Raw genomic sequence first — 17,660 nt, forward strand, 5'->3', positions numbered from 1 at the left:
CTCCTACAGGTGACGCATTTCTCCTGTAGGAGCAGCCTTGTGCTGCGAAGAGGCCAGGCCTGGGGACTCAATTGGTGGGCAGAACACCCCGGGCCCATGGCCGGTAACGCAGGTCGAACACCGCCTCGGCATGGCACCCGGCGCCCAGCTTCGGCTGGGCAGGCTCAGCCCGAAACGCCTGGCCTGGCGCGCTCACCTGGCGGAACGCCTCGCGCACCACGCCAACCCGGCACGGCAAAGCCTGCTCGTAGCCCTGGCGCACCAACGCGGGCAAGCGCCCGGTCCCGGCGCCATCCTGCCACCACACAGTCAAGCCCAACCCGGCCAGTTGATCCAGCCATGCGGCATTGACTCGCGGTGAGAGTTTGCCGGCGCTGAAAGCACTGATGTGCAAAGGCTTGTCCAGTTGCCGGTTGAAGGCCTGCAACTGGCTGTGCAGGGCATCCCGGCGCTCGGCCCCGCGAAAGTGATGGTCGTCCAGCTCCATGGGCAGGTACCAGCCGTCCACCGGCAACTGCCACGCCTGGCGCAGTTGCCGGTACTGGCTGAGCGAGCGCCCCAGCTGCGCCTTCCAGTAACTGTTCAGGCCTTCACCGTCCAGTTCGTCGAGGCGCTGGTAATAGGCCGGGTCCATGTACAGCCCCAGCACCAGTTGCAGGCCCTGGGCACGCGCGCTGCGCAGGCTGTCGGCCAGCCAGCCCCGGGCACCGCCGAAATCGCTGTCGCCATAGGCGCTCCACTGCACGATCAGGGTTTTGCCGCCCTGGGCCACGGTGGCATGCCACAGTTGCTGCCACTGGGCGGGGGTGACATTGGCGTCGCGGTTGAGGGGTTGGTAGAACAGGCGCTGGTCGGCGCTGGCTGGCAGGCACAGGGCAACCAGGCAGAGGGCCAGGAACGTACGCATCAGAAGGTCATCTCCGCACCGACCAGCACGCCATTGGCGCGCTCGTATAGATTGCCGCCCAGCGATTGCTGGTATTCGGCACGCACTTTCAGCGAACCGCGGTAGGCATTGTAGCGGTCGTCATCGAACCACCATTGCCAGCGCACGCCCACCCCGGCCCGAGCGTCCTGGCGCCAGTCGTTGCTCGGGTCCTGGCTGGAAAACTCGACAAAACCATAGGGCATGATGGTTTGCGGTGAGCTGCCCGGCAGCTTCCAGGCGTGGCCTTGCTGGTAGCGCGACAGCCAGGCGTGGTCGCCGGCACGGGTCCACCAGGCGGCGTCGAGGTAGAGGAAGCGTTCGTTCCAGTCGTCTTCATCGACCCGCCAGTCGTTGCGCCAGTCGCCCTGGTCGAGGAAAGAAGCGGTGGCCCGCAACAGCAGGTCGTTGCTCGATTCGGCGTGGTGACGCAGGTCGCCCCAGTTGCCGCCGACCTTGGCGGGGCTAAGCAGTTGGCCCAGGCTCAGCCCGCGGTAGTGTTCCTCGTCGATCTGACGCTGGTGGTACAGCTCGGCATACAGGTTGAGGTTGGCCTGGCCGAATGGTTTGTAGCGCAGGCCGACACCGGTACCCATGCTTTGCGCGTAGTCGGTGCGGCTTTGCCCACCGAACAGCACGCGGCCATACACAGACAGGGTGCTGCCGTTGCGGCTGGGCTCTTCGCCCAGGGCGTGGTCCCACATGGCCAGTTGCACGTTCTGCGATTGCGCGCGGCGCGAAGTGCCGCTGCGCTGGCCATTGTCGAGGAACTTGTCGTTGGTCGAGGTGCCGGCCGGCGACCAGGTGCTGGCCAGGGTGATGGTGTCGCGCCGTGACAGGCTTTCGTGGGCGCGGCGCTGGCGGTACTTGCGCGCTTCCAGGCTGCCGTATTCGTCGTCGCCGTCGACCAGGTCCTGCTCCACATCGAGGCTGCGGCGCAGTTCGCGGCGCGCCGAAGCGCTGTCTTCGGCTTCGTCGTAGCGCAAGGCCAGCGTCTCGCCAAGGCGGTAGTCCTCGGGGAAGTCGTGGGTGGCGCGTTCCAGGTAGGGGATCGACTGGCGGCGCTGGGCCTTGTCCGTCGAGCCGGCCAGGCGCATGCCGTAGTCGGCGCGGTAGCGTGGCTGGTCGGGAGCCAGGCGCACGGCTTCTGCCAGCCAGGCGCTGCTCTGGGCACTGTCGCCAGCCAGTTGCGCGGTGCTGGAGGCCGCGTAGTAGTGGTCGGCCCGCGGGTTGTGTGCCAGGGCCTGGCGCTGGAAGCCCAGCGCCGCCTGGTAATCGCCTTGGCGCTGGGCGATGGCGGCACCCAGGGCCCAATCGTCGGCGCTATCGTGTGCGGCGGCGTCCCAATAGCGCCGGGCCGCTTGTGCGTCGCCGGCGTTCAACGCGCCGCGAGCGGCAGTGAGGCGGGCGTTGTCGGTCCAGGCGCTGTCCGGCTGGGTGCGCCAGATGGGCAGGGCCGCTTCGGAGTCGCCAGCGGCTTCCAGGGCATAGGCCAGGGGCAGGCGGCTCCCGCTGTCGCCCAGGCGCTCGGCGGCCTGGTAGTAGACCACCGCTTCGCCTGGCTGGTCGGGCATGGCGCAGCGGCCCAGGGCGCGGTACTGGCCAGGTTCGCTCGGGGTGGCCGGTACTGCCTGGCGCACGGCATCGCACTGGCCAGCCTCGGCAAGGCGGCCGAGCAACTGGGCCCGGGTACTGGCGTCGACCCGAGGGACCAGGCCGAGCATGCGGCGGGTGTCCAGCGGCCCGTCGTTACGTGCATACAGGTTGCCAAGGCGTTGCAGCAGCGACGGTGCAAGGCGGCCTTGGTGGCGGTCGTAGGCCTGCTCCAGCAATTGCCGGGCGTGTTCGTCATGGCCTTGCTGCATCAGCAGGAAGGTAGCTTGCTCCAGTGCGGCCATATCGCCGCTCTGCCGATAGCGTTGCTCCCACTCGGCGGCGGTACGTGGTTGCGGGGGCTGGGGCGGGTCGCCGTACAGGCGTTGCTTGAGCACGGCGTAGGCCTTTGGGTCAGTGCTGGCTGTGCAGCCCTTGAACTGCTCGCGCGCCAGCTGCGGGTCGCGGCGCGACAGCCAGTCGACGGTTTCCAGGCAGGGGCGTTGCAGTTCGTTGCTCAGGCGCTGCACCAGCGGCGCGTCGTCGCCTGCGCGGGCCAGCTCCCACAGTTGCTGGCGCTGCTCGGGCTGGTTCAACTGCTCGGCGGGCAGTGCCTGCAGCCAATGCCGGGCCTGCTGGTTCTGGCCGACGGCGATGGCGCGGTTGGCCATGGCCAGGCGGGCCTGGTTGGCTGCTTCGGGGGAAGGGGCGCTGGGCAACAGCGCGTTCAACCCTTTTTCATCCACCTGCTGGATATACGCATTGGCCAGGCGCTGCCAGTCCTGCGCAGGCAATTGGCCTTGCTCGGCCAGCGGCTGTAACTGCTCGATGGTTTCCTTCCAGTTGCGCAGTTGTTCGGCGAAGTTGGCTCGGGCCAGGCGCAGCACTTGGCCGTCGCCCTGTGGCGGCAGATGGTTGAGCCAGTCCAGCGCCCTGGCAGCACCCCCGAATCTGGCCAGGCTCAGGCTGTAGGCCTGCCACAGGCGAACCCGTTGAGCGCCGTCGCTGCTGGCCAGCCATTGTTCCACCTGGCTGGCCGGCGGTGGGTCCTGTTCGATCCAGGTCAAGCGTAGTTCCAGCAGGGCGTTGGCGTGTTCGGGGCTGTCACCCAGTTGTTCGGCAAGGGCTTCGGCCTCCTTGTAGCGGCGCTGATGAGCCAGTGCCTCCACCAGCAGTGCACGCGCTTCGTCGTTGTTCGGCACCCGGCCCAGCACGTGGCGGGTCAGGCGTTCGACCTCGGCCCAGTTGTCCTTCTTCGCTTCGCGGTAGCTGCGCTCCATGAACGGGTAACTGGTGAACCGCTGAAAGTCGGTCATCGGCGCCGAAGCGGCGCAGGGCAGGGCGGCGGAACACAGCAACAAGCCAGTGAAGGTGAGGGAAAAGCGCGGCTTCATGCCACCTCCCGGGTCAGGTCAAAGGCGGCCTGCTGTTCGCTGGCCTGTTCGATCAGCGCCTGCTGCAGCACCTGCTCGGTGATGATGCCGCGGGCGATCAGGTGCTCGCCGAGGCTCTGGTGTTCCGGGTCGAAGTCGATCAGCGCCTGGTTGAACAAAGTGACCGGGACCATGCCGCGCACCTGCAGCAGGGCGCCGAGCATTACCTGGTGATGGCTGACCTGTTCCAGCAGCACTTCGTCGTCCTGGTGGCGCTCGAGGATGGCCAGCATGTCGCGGGTTTCCGGCTTCTGCCAGGGGCTTGGGTAGTGGTAGCGCAGGCCCAGGGTCACCCGGCCCTGGGGCGCCAGGCGGGCGCTGACCGGGCGCTTCAGGTGGCGGCTGATTACCCCCAGCGACACCTGGCTGACCGGGCTTTCGCTGGCCAGTACCAGCGTGTCGCCGTCTTCGGCCACCGGCAGCACGCCATAGTGCGTCGCCAGCTTGCGCGGCAGTTTGGCGATCAGCTGCGGGTCGAGCTTGAACGGGTTGAGCGGTGCCCAGGGCAGCTCCATCTGCTCGGCCAGGGTGGCGACCAGCTGTTCGCTGTTCAGCCATCCGCGCAGCAGCAGCTCGCGGCCCAGGCGCCGGCGTACCGGGCTGGTGATCGCCTGTTGCAGCTGTTCGTCGCTGATCAGGCCCTTGGCTACCAGGCGCTGGCCCAGCGGCGTGCGGGCGGGGGCGGCGATGGCGGGGAATTCGTGAGTGGTCTTGTCCCAGGCCACGCGCCGCGAGTCACCCATTTCCATCACCTGGCGCAGGGCACGCAGGTTGGCGAAGAAGTTGACGAAGTTGCTCCACATCATCCGCGGTGCCGACAGCAGCCCTTCGCCGATGCCATAGAAGCGGGTGACGAACCAGGCGCGCTGGAACAAGCGGTTGAACAGCATCAGCCCGTTCAGCCACAGCAAGGTGGTCAGCAGCCAGCTGTCGCTGAGGATCGACATGAAGCGCCACGACTCCGGCGCAATCACCGTGACCAGCCACATGGCCAGCAACACCAGCAGCAACAGGTTGACCAGGAAACTCAGCAGGTAGGCGAACAGGCCGCGGCGGTCACGCCAGAGGAAGTAGTTGAGCGCGCCCTTGCGGCTCCAGCCTAGGTTGCTGGTGCCCTGGAACACGATGCCGACGATCCACCGCGACTTCTGCCGGATGGCATGCTGCCAGTCGCGCGGGAAGTGCTCGCGCACGCAGATCACCTGGGAAAATTCGCGGCTCATGCCCGGGCGCCATTCCTGCTTCAGGGTCAGCGCCGGGTCGGTGATGGAGTAGCGGGCGAAAATGCACTTCATGCCCTTCTGTTTCAGGCGGAAGCCGATGTCGTAGTCTTCGGTGAGGCTCTGCACGTCGAAGGCGATGCCGTCACCGTCCTCGAGCAGCGCGCTGATGGCGCGGCGGCTGAAGCAGGTGCCGACCCCGGCGCTGGGCACCTGGCCGGTCAGGGCCTCGCGCACGATCACGTCCTTGCCGTGGTTTTCGGCGAACTCGTCGACATAGTGGCCGGCGGTGAAGCCTTTCCATTCCGGTGCGTAGGGGTACACCGGGATCTGGATCATGTCCTTGTTCGGCAGCAGGTAGTTGAACAGGCGCAGCTCCATGGGCGAGATCACGTCCTCGGCGTCGTGCAGGATGAAACCGGCAAACTCGATGCCGGCGTCCTGCTGGAAGCGCAGCAGCGCGTCGATGATGTTGTTCAGGCAGTCGGCCTTGCTGGTGGGGCCGGGGCGGGCGCAGACCACCTTGTGCACGTTGGGGTAGTGCAGGCACACCGCGTCGACGTCCGCCTGGGTTTGCGGGTCGTTGGGGTAGGTGCCGACGAAGATCTGGTAGTTCTCGTAGTCGATGGTCGAGGCTGCCAGGCGCGCCATCTCGCCCACCACGCCCACTTCGTTCCAGGCCGGGACCATGATGGCCAGCGGTTTCTCCGGCACCTCGAACAGGCGTTTTTCGTCGGCTTTCTCGTACTTGTCGTAGATGCGAAAGCGCCGGATCAGCTTGCGGCCCCAGTAGCACAGGTCGATGAACAGATCATCCAGACCCAGCAGGAACATCAGCGAGGCCAGGATGATCGCGAGGATCTTCAGGCCGAACAGCACGTAGGTGAGGAAGTCGATGAATACCAGGCTCATTTGCCGGTCACCGACAGGAAGGGGTGGGCCATCGTCTTTATCCTCGTTCGATTCCCTGGACGAAGTTGTACGACTTGCTGCCGTTTGTACTGGATAGATACAAGCAGCCGAACGCGGGGTTGTCCAAGTTTCAGGCTTTTTCTTGTGGGCCACTTCTTGTAGTTTTACAGGTCGTTTACCCAGGGAGCTGAACATGCAAGGCAAGGCACGCAAGATCGTCCAGGCCATCCTTTACGAGGCCATCGCCGTCGCCTGCGTGGCGCCCGCGCTGGAGCTGGCGTTCGGTGCCGGCATGGCGCAGTCGACCGTGCTGTCGGTGCTGATGTCGGGCATCGCGATGAGCTGGAACATGGCCTACAACTGGGTGTTCGAACGCTGGGAAGCGCGCCAGCACCGGCGTGAGCGCACTTTCCTGCGGCGCCTGCTGCATGCGCTGGGCTTCGAGGGCGGGCTGGTGCTGATCCTGCTGCCGCTGGTGGCGTACTGGCTGGATGTCAGCCTGTGGGCGGCGTTGCTGACCAACCTGGCGTTGTTCGTGTTTTTCTTCGTTTATGCGTTTGTCTTCCAGTGGGGCTTCGACAAGGTATTCGATGTGCCGCTTTCGGCGCAGCAGGCCAAGTGTTGACTTTGTGCTGCGCTACCGGCTAAGTTCCTACCCCATGAAAACTTTCCAGCACGTCAACGCCATTATTATTACCGCCATTATCAGTTTGGCGGGCTAGCGCGTACGTGCACCGAACCCGCCCTGGAGGCGGGTTTCTTCTCTCTGACTCCTGGGCAACGTGAACACAGCCAAGGAGTCATCGATGACCAGCTTCGTCAGCCCTCGTTCTACCGTCACCCCCCAGCAACTGCTGTCGGAGCAGGTGCGGCGCATTCTTGCCGCCCCGGTGTACGACCTGGCCATCGAAACACCTTTGCAAGCTGCGCCTGCGTTGTCTGCCAGCCTGGGCAACCAGGTATTGCTGAAGCGGGAAGACCTGCAACCTACCTTTTCGTTCAAGATCCGCGGTGCTTATACCCGCCTGTCACGGCTGAGTACCGTGCAGCGCGAGCGCGGGGTGATCACCGCCTCTGCGGGCAACCATGCCCAGGGCGTGGCCCTGGCGGCATCGCACCTGGGCATGAAGGCCACCATCGTCATGCCTACCACCACGCCGTCGCTGAAGGTGGAAGGGGTACGTTCGCGAGGTGGCCATGTTGTGCTGCACGGCGAGAGCTTCCCCCATGCCTTGGCCCATGCGCTGAAACTGGCCGACAGCGAAGGCGCCACCTTCGTGCCACCGTTCGACGACCCGGATGTGATCGCCGGGCAGGGCACCGTGGCCATGGAAATCCTGCGCCAGCGCCCGGGTGCGCTGGACGCCATCTTCGTGCCAGTGGGCGGTGGTGGTCTGATCGCGGGTATTGCCGCTTATGTGAAGTACCTGCGCCCGGAGGTGAAGGTGATCGGCGTCGAGCCGGAGGACTCCAACTGCCTGCAGGCTGCCATGGCGGCCGGTGAGCGGGTGATCCTGCCGCAGGTCGGCACCTTCGCAGATGGCGTGGCGGTAGCGCAGATCGGCGCCCATTGCTTCGAGTTGTGCCGGCACTTCGTTGATGAAGTGGTGACCGTGAGCAGCGACGAGCTGTGCGCGGCGATCAAGGACATCTACGACGATACCCGCTCGATCACCGAGCCGTCAGGCGCCCTGGCCGTGGCGGGGATCAAGAAATATGTGGCGCGCGACGGCGTGCAGGGGCAGACCCTGGTGGCCATCGACTCCGGGGCCAACGTCAATTTCGACCGCCTGCGCCATGTGGCCGAGCGTGCCGAACTGGGCGAGCAGCGCGAGGCGATCATCGCTGTCACCATTCCGGAGCAGCCCGGCAGCTTCCGCGCCTTCTGCCAGGCCCTGGGCAAGCGGCAGATCACCGAGTTCAACTACCGCTATTACCCTGGCAAGGAGGCGCGGCTGTTCGTTGGGGTGCAGACACACCCACTGCACGACCCGCGTGAGCAGTTGCTGGCCAGCCTGCGTGAGCAGGGCTACAGCGTGCTGGACCTGACCGACAACGAACTGGCCAAGCTGCATGTGCGCCATACCGTTGGCGGCCATGCCGCGCCCGGGGCTGACGAGCGGGTGCTGCGCTTCGAATTCCCCGAGCGCCCGGGGGCCTTGCTGGGCTTTCTGGAGCGGCTTGGCAAGCGCTGGAATATCAGCCTGTTCCATTACCGCAACCATGGCGCGGCAGAAGCACGGGTATTTGCGGCGCTGGAAGTACCGGGGGATGAGTTGGCGGGGTTGCCGCTGGCGCTGGATGAGATGGGGTACCGGTACTGGGATGAGACCGACAACCCGGCGTACAAGCTGTTCCTGGGTTGATACGCAAACCTCATGCAGCCTGTATGGGCCTCTTCGCGGGCACGCCCGCTCCCACAGGGACGGCGCATGGCTTGAGGTTGGTGCGGTCCAGGTGGGAGCTGGCTTGCCGGCGATGGGCCGCGAAGCGGCCCCTGGGTTTCAGCACTAGTGCATGAATGGCAGGGGCTGCTTTGCAGCCCATCGCGACACAAGGCCGCTCCTACAAGGTTTTGTGTGTGCCGGTAGAGGGGGCTCAGCGCTCACGCATGAAGAAGCCGGCGACGAATTTGCGGAAGGTTTCCAGGCTCTTGAAATCGGCGTAGCGCTTGAAGTTCTCGGTATCCGGTTCGGGGCCGATTGGCTGCTCCAGCAACGATACCGACAACACCCGGTCCTGGTCCGAGGTCATTACCAGTTCGTCCATCACCTGGCCGCCGATCACCGGCCGGCGCATCTGCACTTTCACGCCTTTGCCGGCCATCCAGTCGACCAGCGACACCAGGGCCTTGAGCGGCTCGCGTTCTTCATCGCGGTAAACCGGGAACAGATGAGCACGCGATAGCACCGGCACGCTGGCCACATGGATCAGTTCGTAGTAATGGCTGCCGGCACTGGTCGGTGAATAGAGCATCAGCGCCAGCAATGGCCCGCTGGTGCGGTTGCCGCCCCAGTAGAGGTGGTGCCCCTGGAAGTCGAAGCCGTCTTCACTTCGGTTATTGAACAGCTTGCGTCCCTTGATCTGGTCCACGCAATCCAGCAGCAGGCCGTGGCGGCGGTGGTTGCCGAACACCGTGGCTTCACGCAGGCGGGACTTGAGCATCATCATGTGCTTCATGTCCAGGCGGGTTTCCAGGTAGTTGCTTGCGGGCACCCGTTCCAGCAGCGGATAGCGGCTGGCAACGCTGCGCAACTCGGCAAACTGCCCGGTCAGGTCCTTTTTCAGGTGCGTGGCATACAGGTTCAGGCCGCTGGTCTCGATCCAGGTCAGCAACAGTGACAGCAGGCGCTGTTGTTCACGCCGTTCGCTGCCGTCGCCACCACTGCTGGTGGTGCTGCTGCGGAAATCACCAATCAGGCGCAACGGTGTGTCGGGCGGTAGCCAGGCAGCAGGTGGCGCGGGGTCGTTCTCGCGCTCGGTCGCTTCGCGCTCGTCCTTGGTGAACGGGCAGCCAGGCGCGTGTTCGGCAGTTCCCGGGTTGTTCTTGAGAAACAGCGTACCGGTGCTGCCGTTGAGGGTGACATTCAGCACCGGCAAGGCATCGTTGCGGCAATCGCAGGCCAGCCACTGGTTGGCGTTGCGCACCTTCATCAGCAACTGGTTGGCCTGCAGCAGGCGCGGGCCGGTGAGGCTGCCGGTGGCAAAGCCGACCAGCAGCTCTTCTTCTGCAGGGGTCAGGCTACGGACCTGTGCGGCGGTTTTGTCGATGATTCGCATGAAGCAGCTCCCAGCTACGAGCCCCAAGCTTCAAGCAAAGTGGCGCCGCTTTCAACTTACTGCGCAGTGCCAGCGAACATCTTCGCAGCACGGGCGCGAATTTCATCGGGGGTCAGGTCCTCCTTGTGGGTGGAAACGAACCAGATGTTGCCGAAGGGGTCTTTCAGGGTGCCGCTGCGGTCGCCGTAGAACTGGTCCGTCACTGCACGCAGCTGGGTGGCGCCGGCCGTCAGGGCCTGGGCATAGACCTTGTCGCAGTCCTCGACATACAGGTGCAGGCCTACGCTGGCGCCGCTGAGCTTCTGGCTGGCGGTGAGGCCGCCTTCCATGTCGCAGGGGTCGCCCAGCATCAGCGACGAATCGCCGATTTTCAGCTCGGCATGGCCAACGCGGCCGCCAGGGGCATCGAGGCGGAACATTTCCACCGCGCCAAAGGCCTTCTTGTAGAACTCGATGGCCTGGGCGGCGTCGTTGATGGCCAGGTAGGGCGTAATGCTGTGCTGGCCTTCGGGAATGGGTTTGGCTGCCATGTTCGACTCTCCTTGGAAGTGGGCGCCGGTTGGCGCCCTTTTGCTTAGAGTCGTTTGCGCAGATGGAAAATCGACAGGGGTGATAGATCGATTCTCTATAAGCGTGGCGGTCAGAAGATGTAGTCGGTGGTCAGGAAGGTCGACTGCCGGTTGCGAATGATCTCGCTGATCAGTTCCTTGTTGGCCTCCTGGAAGCGCGTCGCGACCAGCGTGCGGATAGAGAACACTCGCAGGGCGTCGTGTACCGACAGGGTGCCTTCGGCGCTGTTCTTGCGGCCGTTGAACGGGTAGGTGTCGGGGCCGCGCTGACATTGCGCATTGATGTTGATGCGCCCGACCTGGTTGGCAAAGATGTCGACCAGGCTGCCGATGGTCGCCGGGTCATTGCCGAACAGGCTCAGTTGCTGGCCGTAGTCGGAGTCCAGCACATAGTCGATCACCGTCTGCAGGTCGCGGTAGGGCACTACCGGCACCAGCGGGCCGAACTGCTCCTCGTGGTACACGCGCATGTCGCTCTTCACCGGGTACAGCACGGCGGGGTAGAAGAACGAGCCACGGCTGTGCCCGCCGCGTTCGTTGAGCACGCGGGCGCCCTTGGCGGTGGCATCGGCGACCAGGCCATCGAGGTAGTCGACCTTGCCGGGCTCGGGCAGCGGTGTCAGCGCCACGCCAGGCTCCCAAGGCATGCCAGGCTTGAGCGCGGCCAGCTTGCGCTGGAACTTGTCGAGGAACGCATCGACCACATCCTCGTGCACGAACAGGATCTTCAGCGCCGTGCAGCGTTGGCCATTGAACGACAGCGCACCAGTGACGGCCTCTTCGACGGCGTTGTCGAGGTCCACCTGGGGCAGCACGATGCCCGGGTTCTTGGCATCCAGCCCCAGCGCGGCGCGCAACCGGTGCGGGCGCGGGTGCAGTTTCTTCAGGTCGCTGGCGGCCTTGTGCGTGCCGATGAAGGCGAACACATCGACCTTGCCGCTGGCCATCAGCGCGCTCACCGTTTCCCGGCCACGGCCGTAGATGACGTTGATCACCCCCGGCGGGAAGCTGTCGCGGAAGGCTTCGAGCAACGGCCGAATCAGCAGCACGCCGAACTTGGCCGGCTTGAACACCACGGTGTTGCCCATGATCAGCGCCGGGATCAGCGTGGTGAAGGTCTCGTTCAGCGGGTAGTTGTATGGGCCCATGCACAGGGCCACGCCCAGCGGTGCTCGGCGGATCTGGCCGAGCGTGCCCTGTTCCAGCTCGAAGCGGCTGGAACGGCGGTCGAGGTCCTTGAGGGCGTTGATGGTATCGACGATGTAGTCGCAGGTGCGGTCGAATTCCTTTTCCGAGTCCTTGAGGTTCTTGCCGATTTCCCACATCAGCAGCTTGACCACGGCCTGGCGCTGCTCGCGCATGCGCGCCAGGAAGGTTTCGACATGCTGGATTCGCTCGGCCACGCGCATGTTCGGCCAGGCGCCACGGCCTTTGTCGTACGCCTGCACGGCGGCATCGAGGGCGGTGAGCGCGGTGTCGGCATCGAGCAGTGGAGCGCTGCCCAACACCACCTGGTGCTCATCGTCGCCTTCCTTGAGCCAGACCGGGCTGCGCACTGTGGCCAGTGGGCCGTCCCACCGCCTGAGCTCACCGTTCACCAGGTAGTCGCGTTGTTCCAGGGGGGCTTCCAGGCGCCAGGTTTCTGGGATGTCCTCGGCGCTGGGGAAGAGTGAATCGAGCAGACGGTCCATGGGTACTGCACCTCACATTGCTGGGTGGGTTTCGAGCTGGGTGAAACGCTTCAGCAGCGAGCATGCACTGCTCGCCGGAAAAACACCAGTCTGGCCTAACATGACCACCCGCGCCTGCCTGTTGGACAGGCAGGCATCGGTATCCCTGTCAAAGCGGGAGGTTGAACAGGTCATAGGGTGGGTGCGTCAACCATTGCTGGCGCAGGGCCGGGTCTGCGTCGATCAGGGCCAGGCGCCGCCAGAACTCTGCACGGGCTTGCCGTGGGCGGGACACGAACGGTTCAAGTTCAAGCAAGGGCCTGAGGTCGCGCCGATACTGCAGCGGCAATCGCTGCCACAGGGCCATTTCGGCCGGGCCGGTCTGTTCGAAGAATTCCAGGTAGTCGCCTTCGCACACCAGCAGGTCCACTTGGTGCATCGCGTTGTAGGCCTCGATCTGCGCAAGCACTGGTGAACCCAGCCATTCGCTTTCCAGGCGCAGGGCGTTTGCGACAGGCCGTGGTACGTTGAAACCGTCAGGCAGCCGCAGCAGCTGGTTGTCGCCAATGTCCAGGATGATGGGCTCGATCATCTGGTCCAGGCCTTGCGGCAATTCGCTGAGCGCACAGTCGTTCAGGAACAGTGTCCTCAGGTAGCCCAGCCCGCGCAGGTCCGGGGCCTGCAGCAGTGGGTTGCCCGAAAGGTCCAGTACTACAAGCCCGGAGCAGCGGTTCAGTGCCTGCTGGGCTTGGCTACTCCAGGTAATGCGGTTGCCTTCCAGATCCAGCCAGGCGAGGTGCTCAGTGTTACCCAGGCGGGGCACGGTGTCGAACCGGCAGTCGGCCAGCAGCAGGCGATTGAGGTTGGGGAAGCGCTCGTAGAACCCGGTTGGCAACTGGTTGAGCGAACGATTGTAGCTGAGTGACAGGTGCTGCACATGGGTGAAGTCGTCTGGCAAGGCCAGGCTGGCCAAGTCCTGGTTGTCCAGCTCCAGGCCGGACAGGTCCAGGCTGTGCAGGCTGCCACCCCCTTCAAGCGCTACGGTCGACAGCCGCCGCCAGGCGTTGAGGATGGGTCGGATGGCCAGGTGCCGCTGGTGAGGGCGCTGCGGATCGGGCCGGGCCCATTCATGCAGGTCGCGGCGCAAAGTATCCAGACGCTGCTGCAGGTCATGCAGGCGCTGTGTGGTTGAGCGAATGTCATCGACGTACAGGTTGTCCTCGTCGTTGCCTAGCCAGTTTTCGAATTCCCAGTCGGTGGCGTCAGGGAACAAGCGGCGATAAGCCCCGGCCAGGGAGCTTGCCAGGCGCGGCTGAGGCGGTTCGGGGTCAAGCGGCCGACCGCCGCGCAAGCTGCCCATGGGCTTGCGCAACAGCGCGCGATGCCCCCAGAGCCGTTGGGCGAGTGCCTCCCTGTGCTGGTCGACCCAACCCAGTACGCGCTGGCGTAGCGAGCTGCCATCGGCCGTCGTGATGCCCAGCGTATCGCGATGCGGGCGCGGCAGTGCCTGCTCGATGGCGCGGCAGAGGTCTGGATCAAGCGGTGCAGGTGCAGGGCGCTCGCCCCGGTCGACCTCATAGCCTTCGACCGATTTGATCACGCGGCGCAGGGTGCCGGCCTGTTCGTGGCCGACATGCTCCAGCAAAGGGCCTATGGGGCTTGCACCGTGCAGCTCCAGGCGCAGGTCCGCGGGCCAGTCGGGCATGGCATCCAGGGCGCTGAACAGCAAGCGTTCGCTGTCGCTGCTGGCCCGGGCTGGCTGAAGCACACCTTCCAGTGCACGTACCAGCGGCAGCTCGCTGTGCACCTGCTCCAGCAACTGGCGAACCTGTGTGGGCAACTGACCGTGCTCTTGCCAGGCGAACGTTTCGGCCTCGCTCAGCGGCGCCAGCAAGCGTCTGGCCAAGGCTGGGGACAGCCGCGCATAGGCGTCGAGCAGCTTCTGCATTGCCGGGGTGGCGGGCGCGCTGCCATTGTAGAGCCGCTCGAACAGGCCTGGCGGGGCTTTGTCGGCCAACGCCTCTACCTCGGCCTGTGCCGTCATGCGTTGCAGGGTATCGAGCAACAGCGGGGGCGTTGGTTGGCCTTCCAGGTGCACCCGGCGCAAGCGCGCGGTGTCGATGCCGCAGAGGCGCCCTGCCTTGGCCAGCTGTTCTGGTGTGAACGCGGCATACGCCTCGCCAAGACGGCGCGCCAGCTTCGCGAATGGCCACTGGCCGGGTTGTTCATGCTGGCCGCGCCAGGCACCTTGGGCATTGTGCGCCAGCGGTGGCTGCCAGGCATCGGGCGTGTCGGGGTGAATGGCCCGCCATTGCTGCAGGTTGTGGTCAAAGCGTTGTTCGAAGAGCTGGCCGTCCATGCGGATGAAATACCGGCCCTGGTACAGGTACTGGCCAAGTGCATTGGGCTGCAGGGTTTGCGGCAGTGTCACGGCACTGCGGTAGGGGGTGAGGTCTTCATTCCAGAGCCGGTAGCGCCCGTCGCTGCCGCGTACCTGCTGCAGGCTTTCCATCAACGGGCTGTTGAACAGCTTGGGTACCACCTTGCCCGCCGCCACGAAGCCGCCGATCAGGGCCAGGTTCAGGCCAACCGCCTCCAGGTGGCGCAGCGCCAGGTGACGGTCGCCTTCATGCCAGGCCTGGTAGCCTTCGAAGGCCTCGCCGAGCAGTTGGCAGGCCGTGACGGCCAGCATCAGGGTGCCTGCACCTGGGATGAAGAACGCGGCAATATTCAGTGCATCCAGGCCAAGGTTTTCCCACTCATCCAGGCGCCTGGCCCGCGCGTTGGCATCGGCCATCGCGGTGGGGACCGCCAGCAGGCTGGCTTCGTGCTTGAGGCGGGCCAGGTGCAGGTCCTGGTAGTGGCCGAAAGGCTCGGCCGTGATGGCCACGCGTGTGGGACGCAGGTCCGCTTGCGCTGCGCGCTGCCAAGGGCGGTCATAGGCAGTATTGCCTGTGGCGTCGAGGTTCTGCTGCAACAGGTCGAGAAAGTGCGTGCGCTGGTCCTGCCTGATGTAGGCCGTGAAGGCTTGGCGGGCATCGGGCTCCAGCAGCAAGGTCGCCAGCGTGTCGTGTACCGCGTCCAGGTTGCTGCATTGGCGCAGGGCCGGGTCATGGCCGGGCAGATACAGCGCCAGCCCCGCACCGCCGGCATCGATCAGCATGACCTCGTGCAGGGGCGTGCCGAACAGCGCCAGTTGCCAGCACGGTACGGTGCCACCCTGCAACAGCCGTTCGATCTGGTCAAGGGTGCTGCCATCAAGCAGGTGCCGCATATAGGCAAGGTCGGCCGCCAGGCGCAGGCGGTCTTTCTGCACCCTGATGGCCAAGCCCCGTGTGGCGGGTTGGGCGAGGTGCTGTTCCAGGTGGGCCTGGTAAGCCTTGCCCAGGTCCAGGTCACGGCACAGGGTGGCGAAAGCGGCCGGTGCGAGTGGCAGCCGTTCCACCTGGTAGTGCTCCGACTGCAATGGAAAGTGGGCGATGGGCACTTGCATGCCAACGGGGACGGCGCCTTGTATCTGAATCGGCGTGACGTGAATGTTATCGCCCAGGGCAATGGCACTTTCAGCAGTGAACACCTCGTCGCTGGCGAAGTTCTGCAGCGCGGCCTGCAGCAGGTTGTCGCGTCGATGGCTTAATAGATAGCGCAGGGCGGCCCAGTGCCAGTTGCGCTCGACCCGCAATAGCTGGCTATTGCGCAGCTGCGCGTGAAAGCCGTGTTCGGCAAGACGCCGTTGCAGCAATGGCTCGGCGAATTCTGTGATTTGTTTCAGGCCTTTGAGTGAGTTGGCCAAGGCTGCTTGCGCCTGCATCAGGCGCGCCTGGCTGGCACACGCTGCTTCACGCAGGTCGGGGGCAGCATTGGCGAACCAGTCCTGCCTCTTCCACGGGGCGACCTGGGTTCGCTTCAACGCGGCCCACTGATTGGGCGTTACCTGGCGAGCCCAGTGCGGCAGCTGCGCCTGAAGCAGGGGTTGATGGGGATTGATGGCTGGCATGTCGACGCTCCTTTCAGGCAAAGGGGGCATCAAACGTCAATTCCAGACAGGCGAGTGGTAATGGGATAACGCGGCTTGGATATATCGATGGAAATTCGCTGTCTGAATCGGCCATTCATGCAGGAAATTTGACGTCATGAAACTTTACATGGCGTGAGGAAGCTTTAAGGAAATGCAATCAAAGTGCCACTTGATAAAGTGTTTGGGCGCACCTTAAATTGTTAATTGATATGGGGGTTTCTGGATAATTTCCGAATATCAACATGATACGTGCTTTTTACTGAATTGCTGTCCTTTTCCGATTGACCATGCTGTGTCTCAAAGGACGTCGAAGAAGAAATGAAAGCGACCTTGACGGCAGCGGCGAGGAAACTCGTCTCGCCCTCCATACGCTACGAAATCAGACACCTGGCCAGCAAGGTGTCTGAAGCGATGGCGCGTGCCTGTTTCTGGCGCTGGGAAATCGCCAGGTTCAGGTTGCAGCAGGAAAGCCCCTACGAAATCATCTATATCGGCCGGAAGCAGCAACGGGAAATGGCCAAGCTGCTGATTGCCGGCAAGGGTTCGGGCAATGCTGCAATTGTTGACAGCGCAAGCGCGACGGTAGCAGCCAACCACGTGGTGGTGGTCAGCGAAATGCCGACGTCGGGGGCATTGTCGGTACCGCATTACCTGAGCGCCGTGGTGCCGCTGGGGCGCTCGCTGGAGGATATCACCGCGCGCTACGACAGCGAGTTGCGGCGCAGCATCCGCAAGAACCGGCCGCTGTACCAGATGCGCCAGGCCCGGTCGGATGACGAGATCGCCATGGCCGACCGCTACCTGCTGCGCCCTTATGCCAGCGCCAGGCAAGGTATCCATGCCGCGCAGTTTCCCACTGAAGAAGTGTTCCGCATTGCCAGGGGCGTCGGTCGGCTCGACTTGATCACCTTGGGCGATGAAGTGATCGGCTGCCACCTGGGCTGTGAAGTGGTGCGTGGTGGCAAGCGTTATTGGAGCACCCTGCGTTTCGGCTATTGCGAGGCGGTGTTCACCGATGCACGGAAGTTGCGCGAGGTAAATTCGATCACCACCTTCATGGCCCTGGAGTGGGCACTGGAGCAGGGCTTCGACTATTACGATATCGGCCTTTGCCTGGCGCGCCCGGATGACGGTTTGTTGAAGTGGAAGCGCCGCCGCGGTGGCGATATCGACTCGCTGGGTAACCATGCCTACCTGTTTGTCCGCTTGCCCAGAACCGGCACGGCGAAGTTCCTCTGGGACACACCGATGTTCGCGGTCGAAGGCGACAAGCTCACGCTGCACCTGGGGTTGCCCGAGGGCGCGAGTGACGAGGAAGTTGCCAGCCGCTATCAGGAAATGGTGTTTGGCGGCCTGCACAAGATCTACTTCTATGGGGGCAACGGTACGGGCGAAACGTTCGTGGAAAGCCTGCGTCACCGTTACGCCAACCTGCGGTCACCACCCACCATGGAAAGGGTCACGTGCAGCTGAGCGGTTGCCAGGAGGCGTTGATCTGGCGCCTTGCGCCAGGCTTTTGACCTTGTCATCAAGGGAGGAC

General features: G+C 64.4%; 10 protein-coding genes. 3 read left to right on the forward strand and 7 right to left on the reverse strand.

Annotated elements, in window-relative coordinates:
* Positions 1 to 67: 67 nt before the first annotated feature.
* The 3 genes from IMX18_RS10045 to nfrB are packed head-to-tail and all read right to left on the reverse strand — an operon-like array spanning position 68 to position 6,083.
* Positions 68 to 907, reverse strand: a complete 840-nt coding sequence (locus tag IMX18_RS10045; RefSeq protein WP_217190110.1) for a DUF4434 family protein — start codon at positions 905 to 907, stop codon at positions 68 to 70.
* Positions 907 to 3,912: a phage receptor gene (locus tag IMX18_RS10050; protein WP_217190109.1), complete on the reverse strand. Its 3,006-nt coding sequence runs from the start codon at positions 3,910 to 3,912 to the stop codon at positions 907 to 909. Before IMX18_RS10050 ends, IMX18_RS10045 begins: the two co-directional genes overlap by 1 nt.
* Positions 3,909 to 6,083 (reverse strand): cyclic di-3',5'-guanylate-activated glycosyltransferase NfrB, encoded by a 2,175-nt coding sequence (nfrB, locus tag IMX18_RS10055; protein WP_217190108.1) that lies wholly within the window; start codon positions 6,081 to 6,083, stop codon positions 3,909 to 3,911. Before nfrB ends, IMX18_RS10050 begins: the two co-directional genes overlap by 4 nt.
* A 193-nt stretch (positions 6,084 to 6,276) precedes the next feature.
* Here nfrB and IMX18_RS10060 point away from each other — a divergent pair, with 193 nt between their 5' ends.
* On the forward strand, positions 6,277 to 6,708 hold the full coding sequence (locus tag IMX18_RS10060) for a PACE efflux transporter (RefSeq protein ID WP_003259966.1): 432 nt from the start codon (positions 6,277 to 6,279) through the stop codon (positions 6,706 to 6,708).
* 181 nt (positions 6,709 to 6,889) lie between these two features.
* Entirely contained in the window at positions 6,890 to 8,449 is a 1,560-nt protein-coding gene (ilvA, locus tag IMX18_RS10065; RefSeq protein ID WP_015270558.1) for a threonine ammonia-lyase, biosynthetic, read from the forward strand.
* A gap of 232 nt (positions 8,450 to 8,681) precedes the next feature.
* On the opposite strand, the gene IMX18_RS10070 is transcribed toward ilvA, so the two are convergent.
* The 4 genes from IMX18_RS10070 to IMX18_RS10085 form a co-directional block, all read right to left on the reverse strand.
* The gene (locus tag IMX18_RS10070) at positions 8,682 to 9,863 is read right to left on the reverse strand and encodes a hypothetical protein (RefSeq protein WP_039614693.1); all 1,182 of its coding nucleotides are present in this window, start codon (positions 9,861 to 9,863) and stop codon (positions 8,682 to 8,684) included.
* 56 nt (positions 9,864 to 9,919) lie between these two features.
* The gene (locus IMX18_RS10075) at positions 9,920 to 10,393 is read right to left on the reverse strand and encodes a VOC family protein (protein ID WP_015270556.1); all 474 of its coding nucleotides are present in this window, start codon (positions 10,391 to 10,393) and stop codon (positions 9,920 to 9,922) included.
* A 110-nt stretch (positions 10,394 to 10,503) separates the two neighbouring features.
* Positions 10,504 to 12,123, reverse strand: coding sequence for an NADP-dependent glyceraldehyde-3-phosphate dehydrogenase (locus IMX18_RS10080; RefSeq protein WP_024087207.1), 1,620 nt, complete (start codon positions 12,121 to 12,123; stop codon positions 10,504 to 10,506).
* A 148-nt stretch (positions 12,124 to 12,271) separates the two neighbouring features.
* A complete protein-coding gene (locus tag IMX18_RS10085) occupies positions 12,272 to 16,099 on the reverse strand; it encodes a leucine-rich repeat domain-containing protein (protein WP_217190107.1) in 3,828 nt (1,275 codons plus the stop codon).
* Positions 16,100 to 16,438: 339 nt separating this feature from the next.
* Between IMX18_RS10085 and IMX18_RS10090 the strand changes: the two genes are divergently transcribed.
* Positions 16,439 to 17,593, forward strand: a complete 1,155-nt coding sequence (locus tag IMX18_RS10090) for a GNAT family protein (protein WP_054572562.1) — start codon at positions 16,439 to 16,441, stop codon at positions 17,591 to 17,593.
* Positions 17,594 to 17,660 lie beyond the last annotated feature (67 nt).

It is taken from the genome of Pseudomonas shirazica (assembly GCF_015168335.1).
GTDB lineage: Bacteria > Pseudomonadota > Gammaproteobacteria > Pseudomonadales > Pseudomonadaceae > Aquipseudomonas > Aquipseudomonas asiatica.

What these genes read in the sequence shown, in the direction of transcription:
- IMX18_RS10045 (WP_217190110.1), bottom strand. Translation starts at nt 907, where the DNA reads ATGCGTACGTTCCTGGCCCTCTGCCTGGTTGCCCTGTGCCTGCCAGCC.
- IMX18_RS10050 (WP_217190109.1), bottom strand. Translation starts at nt 3,912, where the DNA reads ATGAAGCCGCGCTTTTCCCTCACCTTCACTGGCTTGTTGCTGTGTTCC.
- nfrB (WP_217190108.1), bottom strand. Translation starts at nt 6,083, where the DNA reads ATGAGCCTGGTATTCATCGACTTCCTCACCTACGTGCTGTTCGGCCTG.
- IMX18_RS10060 (WP_003259966.1), top strand. Translation starts at nt 6,277, where the DNA reads ATGCAAGGCAAGGCACGCAAGATCGTCCAGGCCATCCTTTACGAGGCC.
- ilvA (WP_015270558.1), top strand. Translation starts at nt 6,890, where the DNA reads ATGACCAGCTTCGTCAGCCCTCGTTCTACCGTCACCCCCCAGCAACTG.
- IMX18_RS10070 (WP_039614693.1), bottom strand. Translation starts at nt 9,863, where the DNA reads ATGCGAATCATCGACAAAACCGCCGCACAGGTCCGTAGCCTGACCCCT.
- IMX18_RS10075 (WP_015270556.1), bottom strand. Translation starts at nt 10,393, where the DNA reads ATGGCAGCCAAACCCATTCCCGAAGGCCAGCACAGCATTACGCCCTAC.
- IMX18_RS10080 (WP_024087207.1), bottom strand. Translation starts at nt 12,123, where the DNA reads ATGGACCGTCTGCTCGATTCACTCTTCCCCAGCGCCGAGGACATCCCA.
- IMX18_RS10085 (WP_217190107.1), bottom strand. Translation starts at nt 16,099, where the DNA reads ATGCCAGCCATCAATCCCCATCAACCCCTGCTTCAGGCGCAGCTGCCG.
- IMX18_RS10090 (WP_054572562.1), top strand. Translation starts at nt 16,439, where the DNA reads ATGAAAGCGACCTTGACGGCAGCGGCGAGGAAACTCGTCTCGCCCTCC.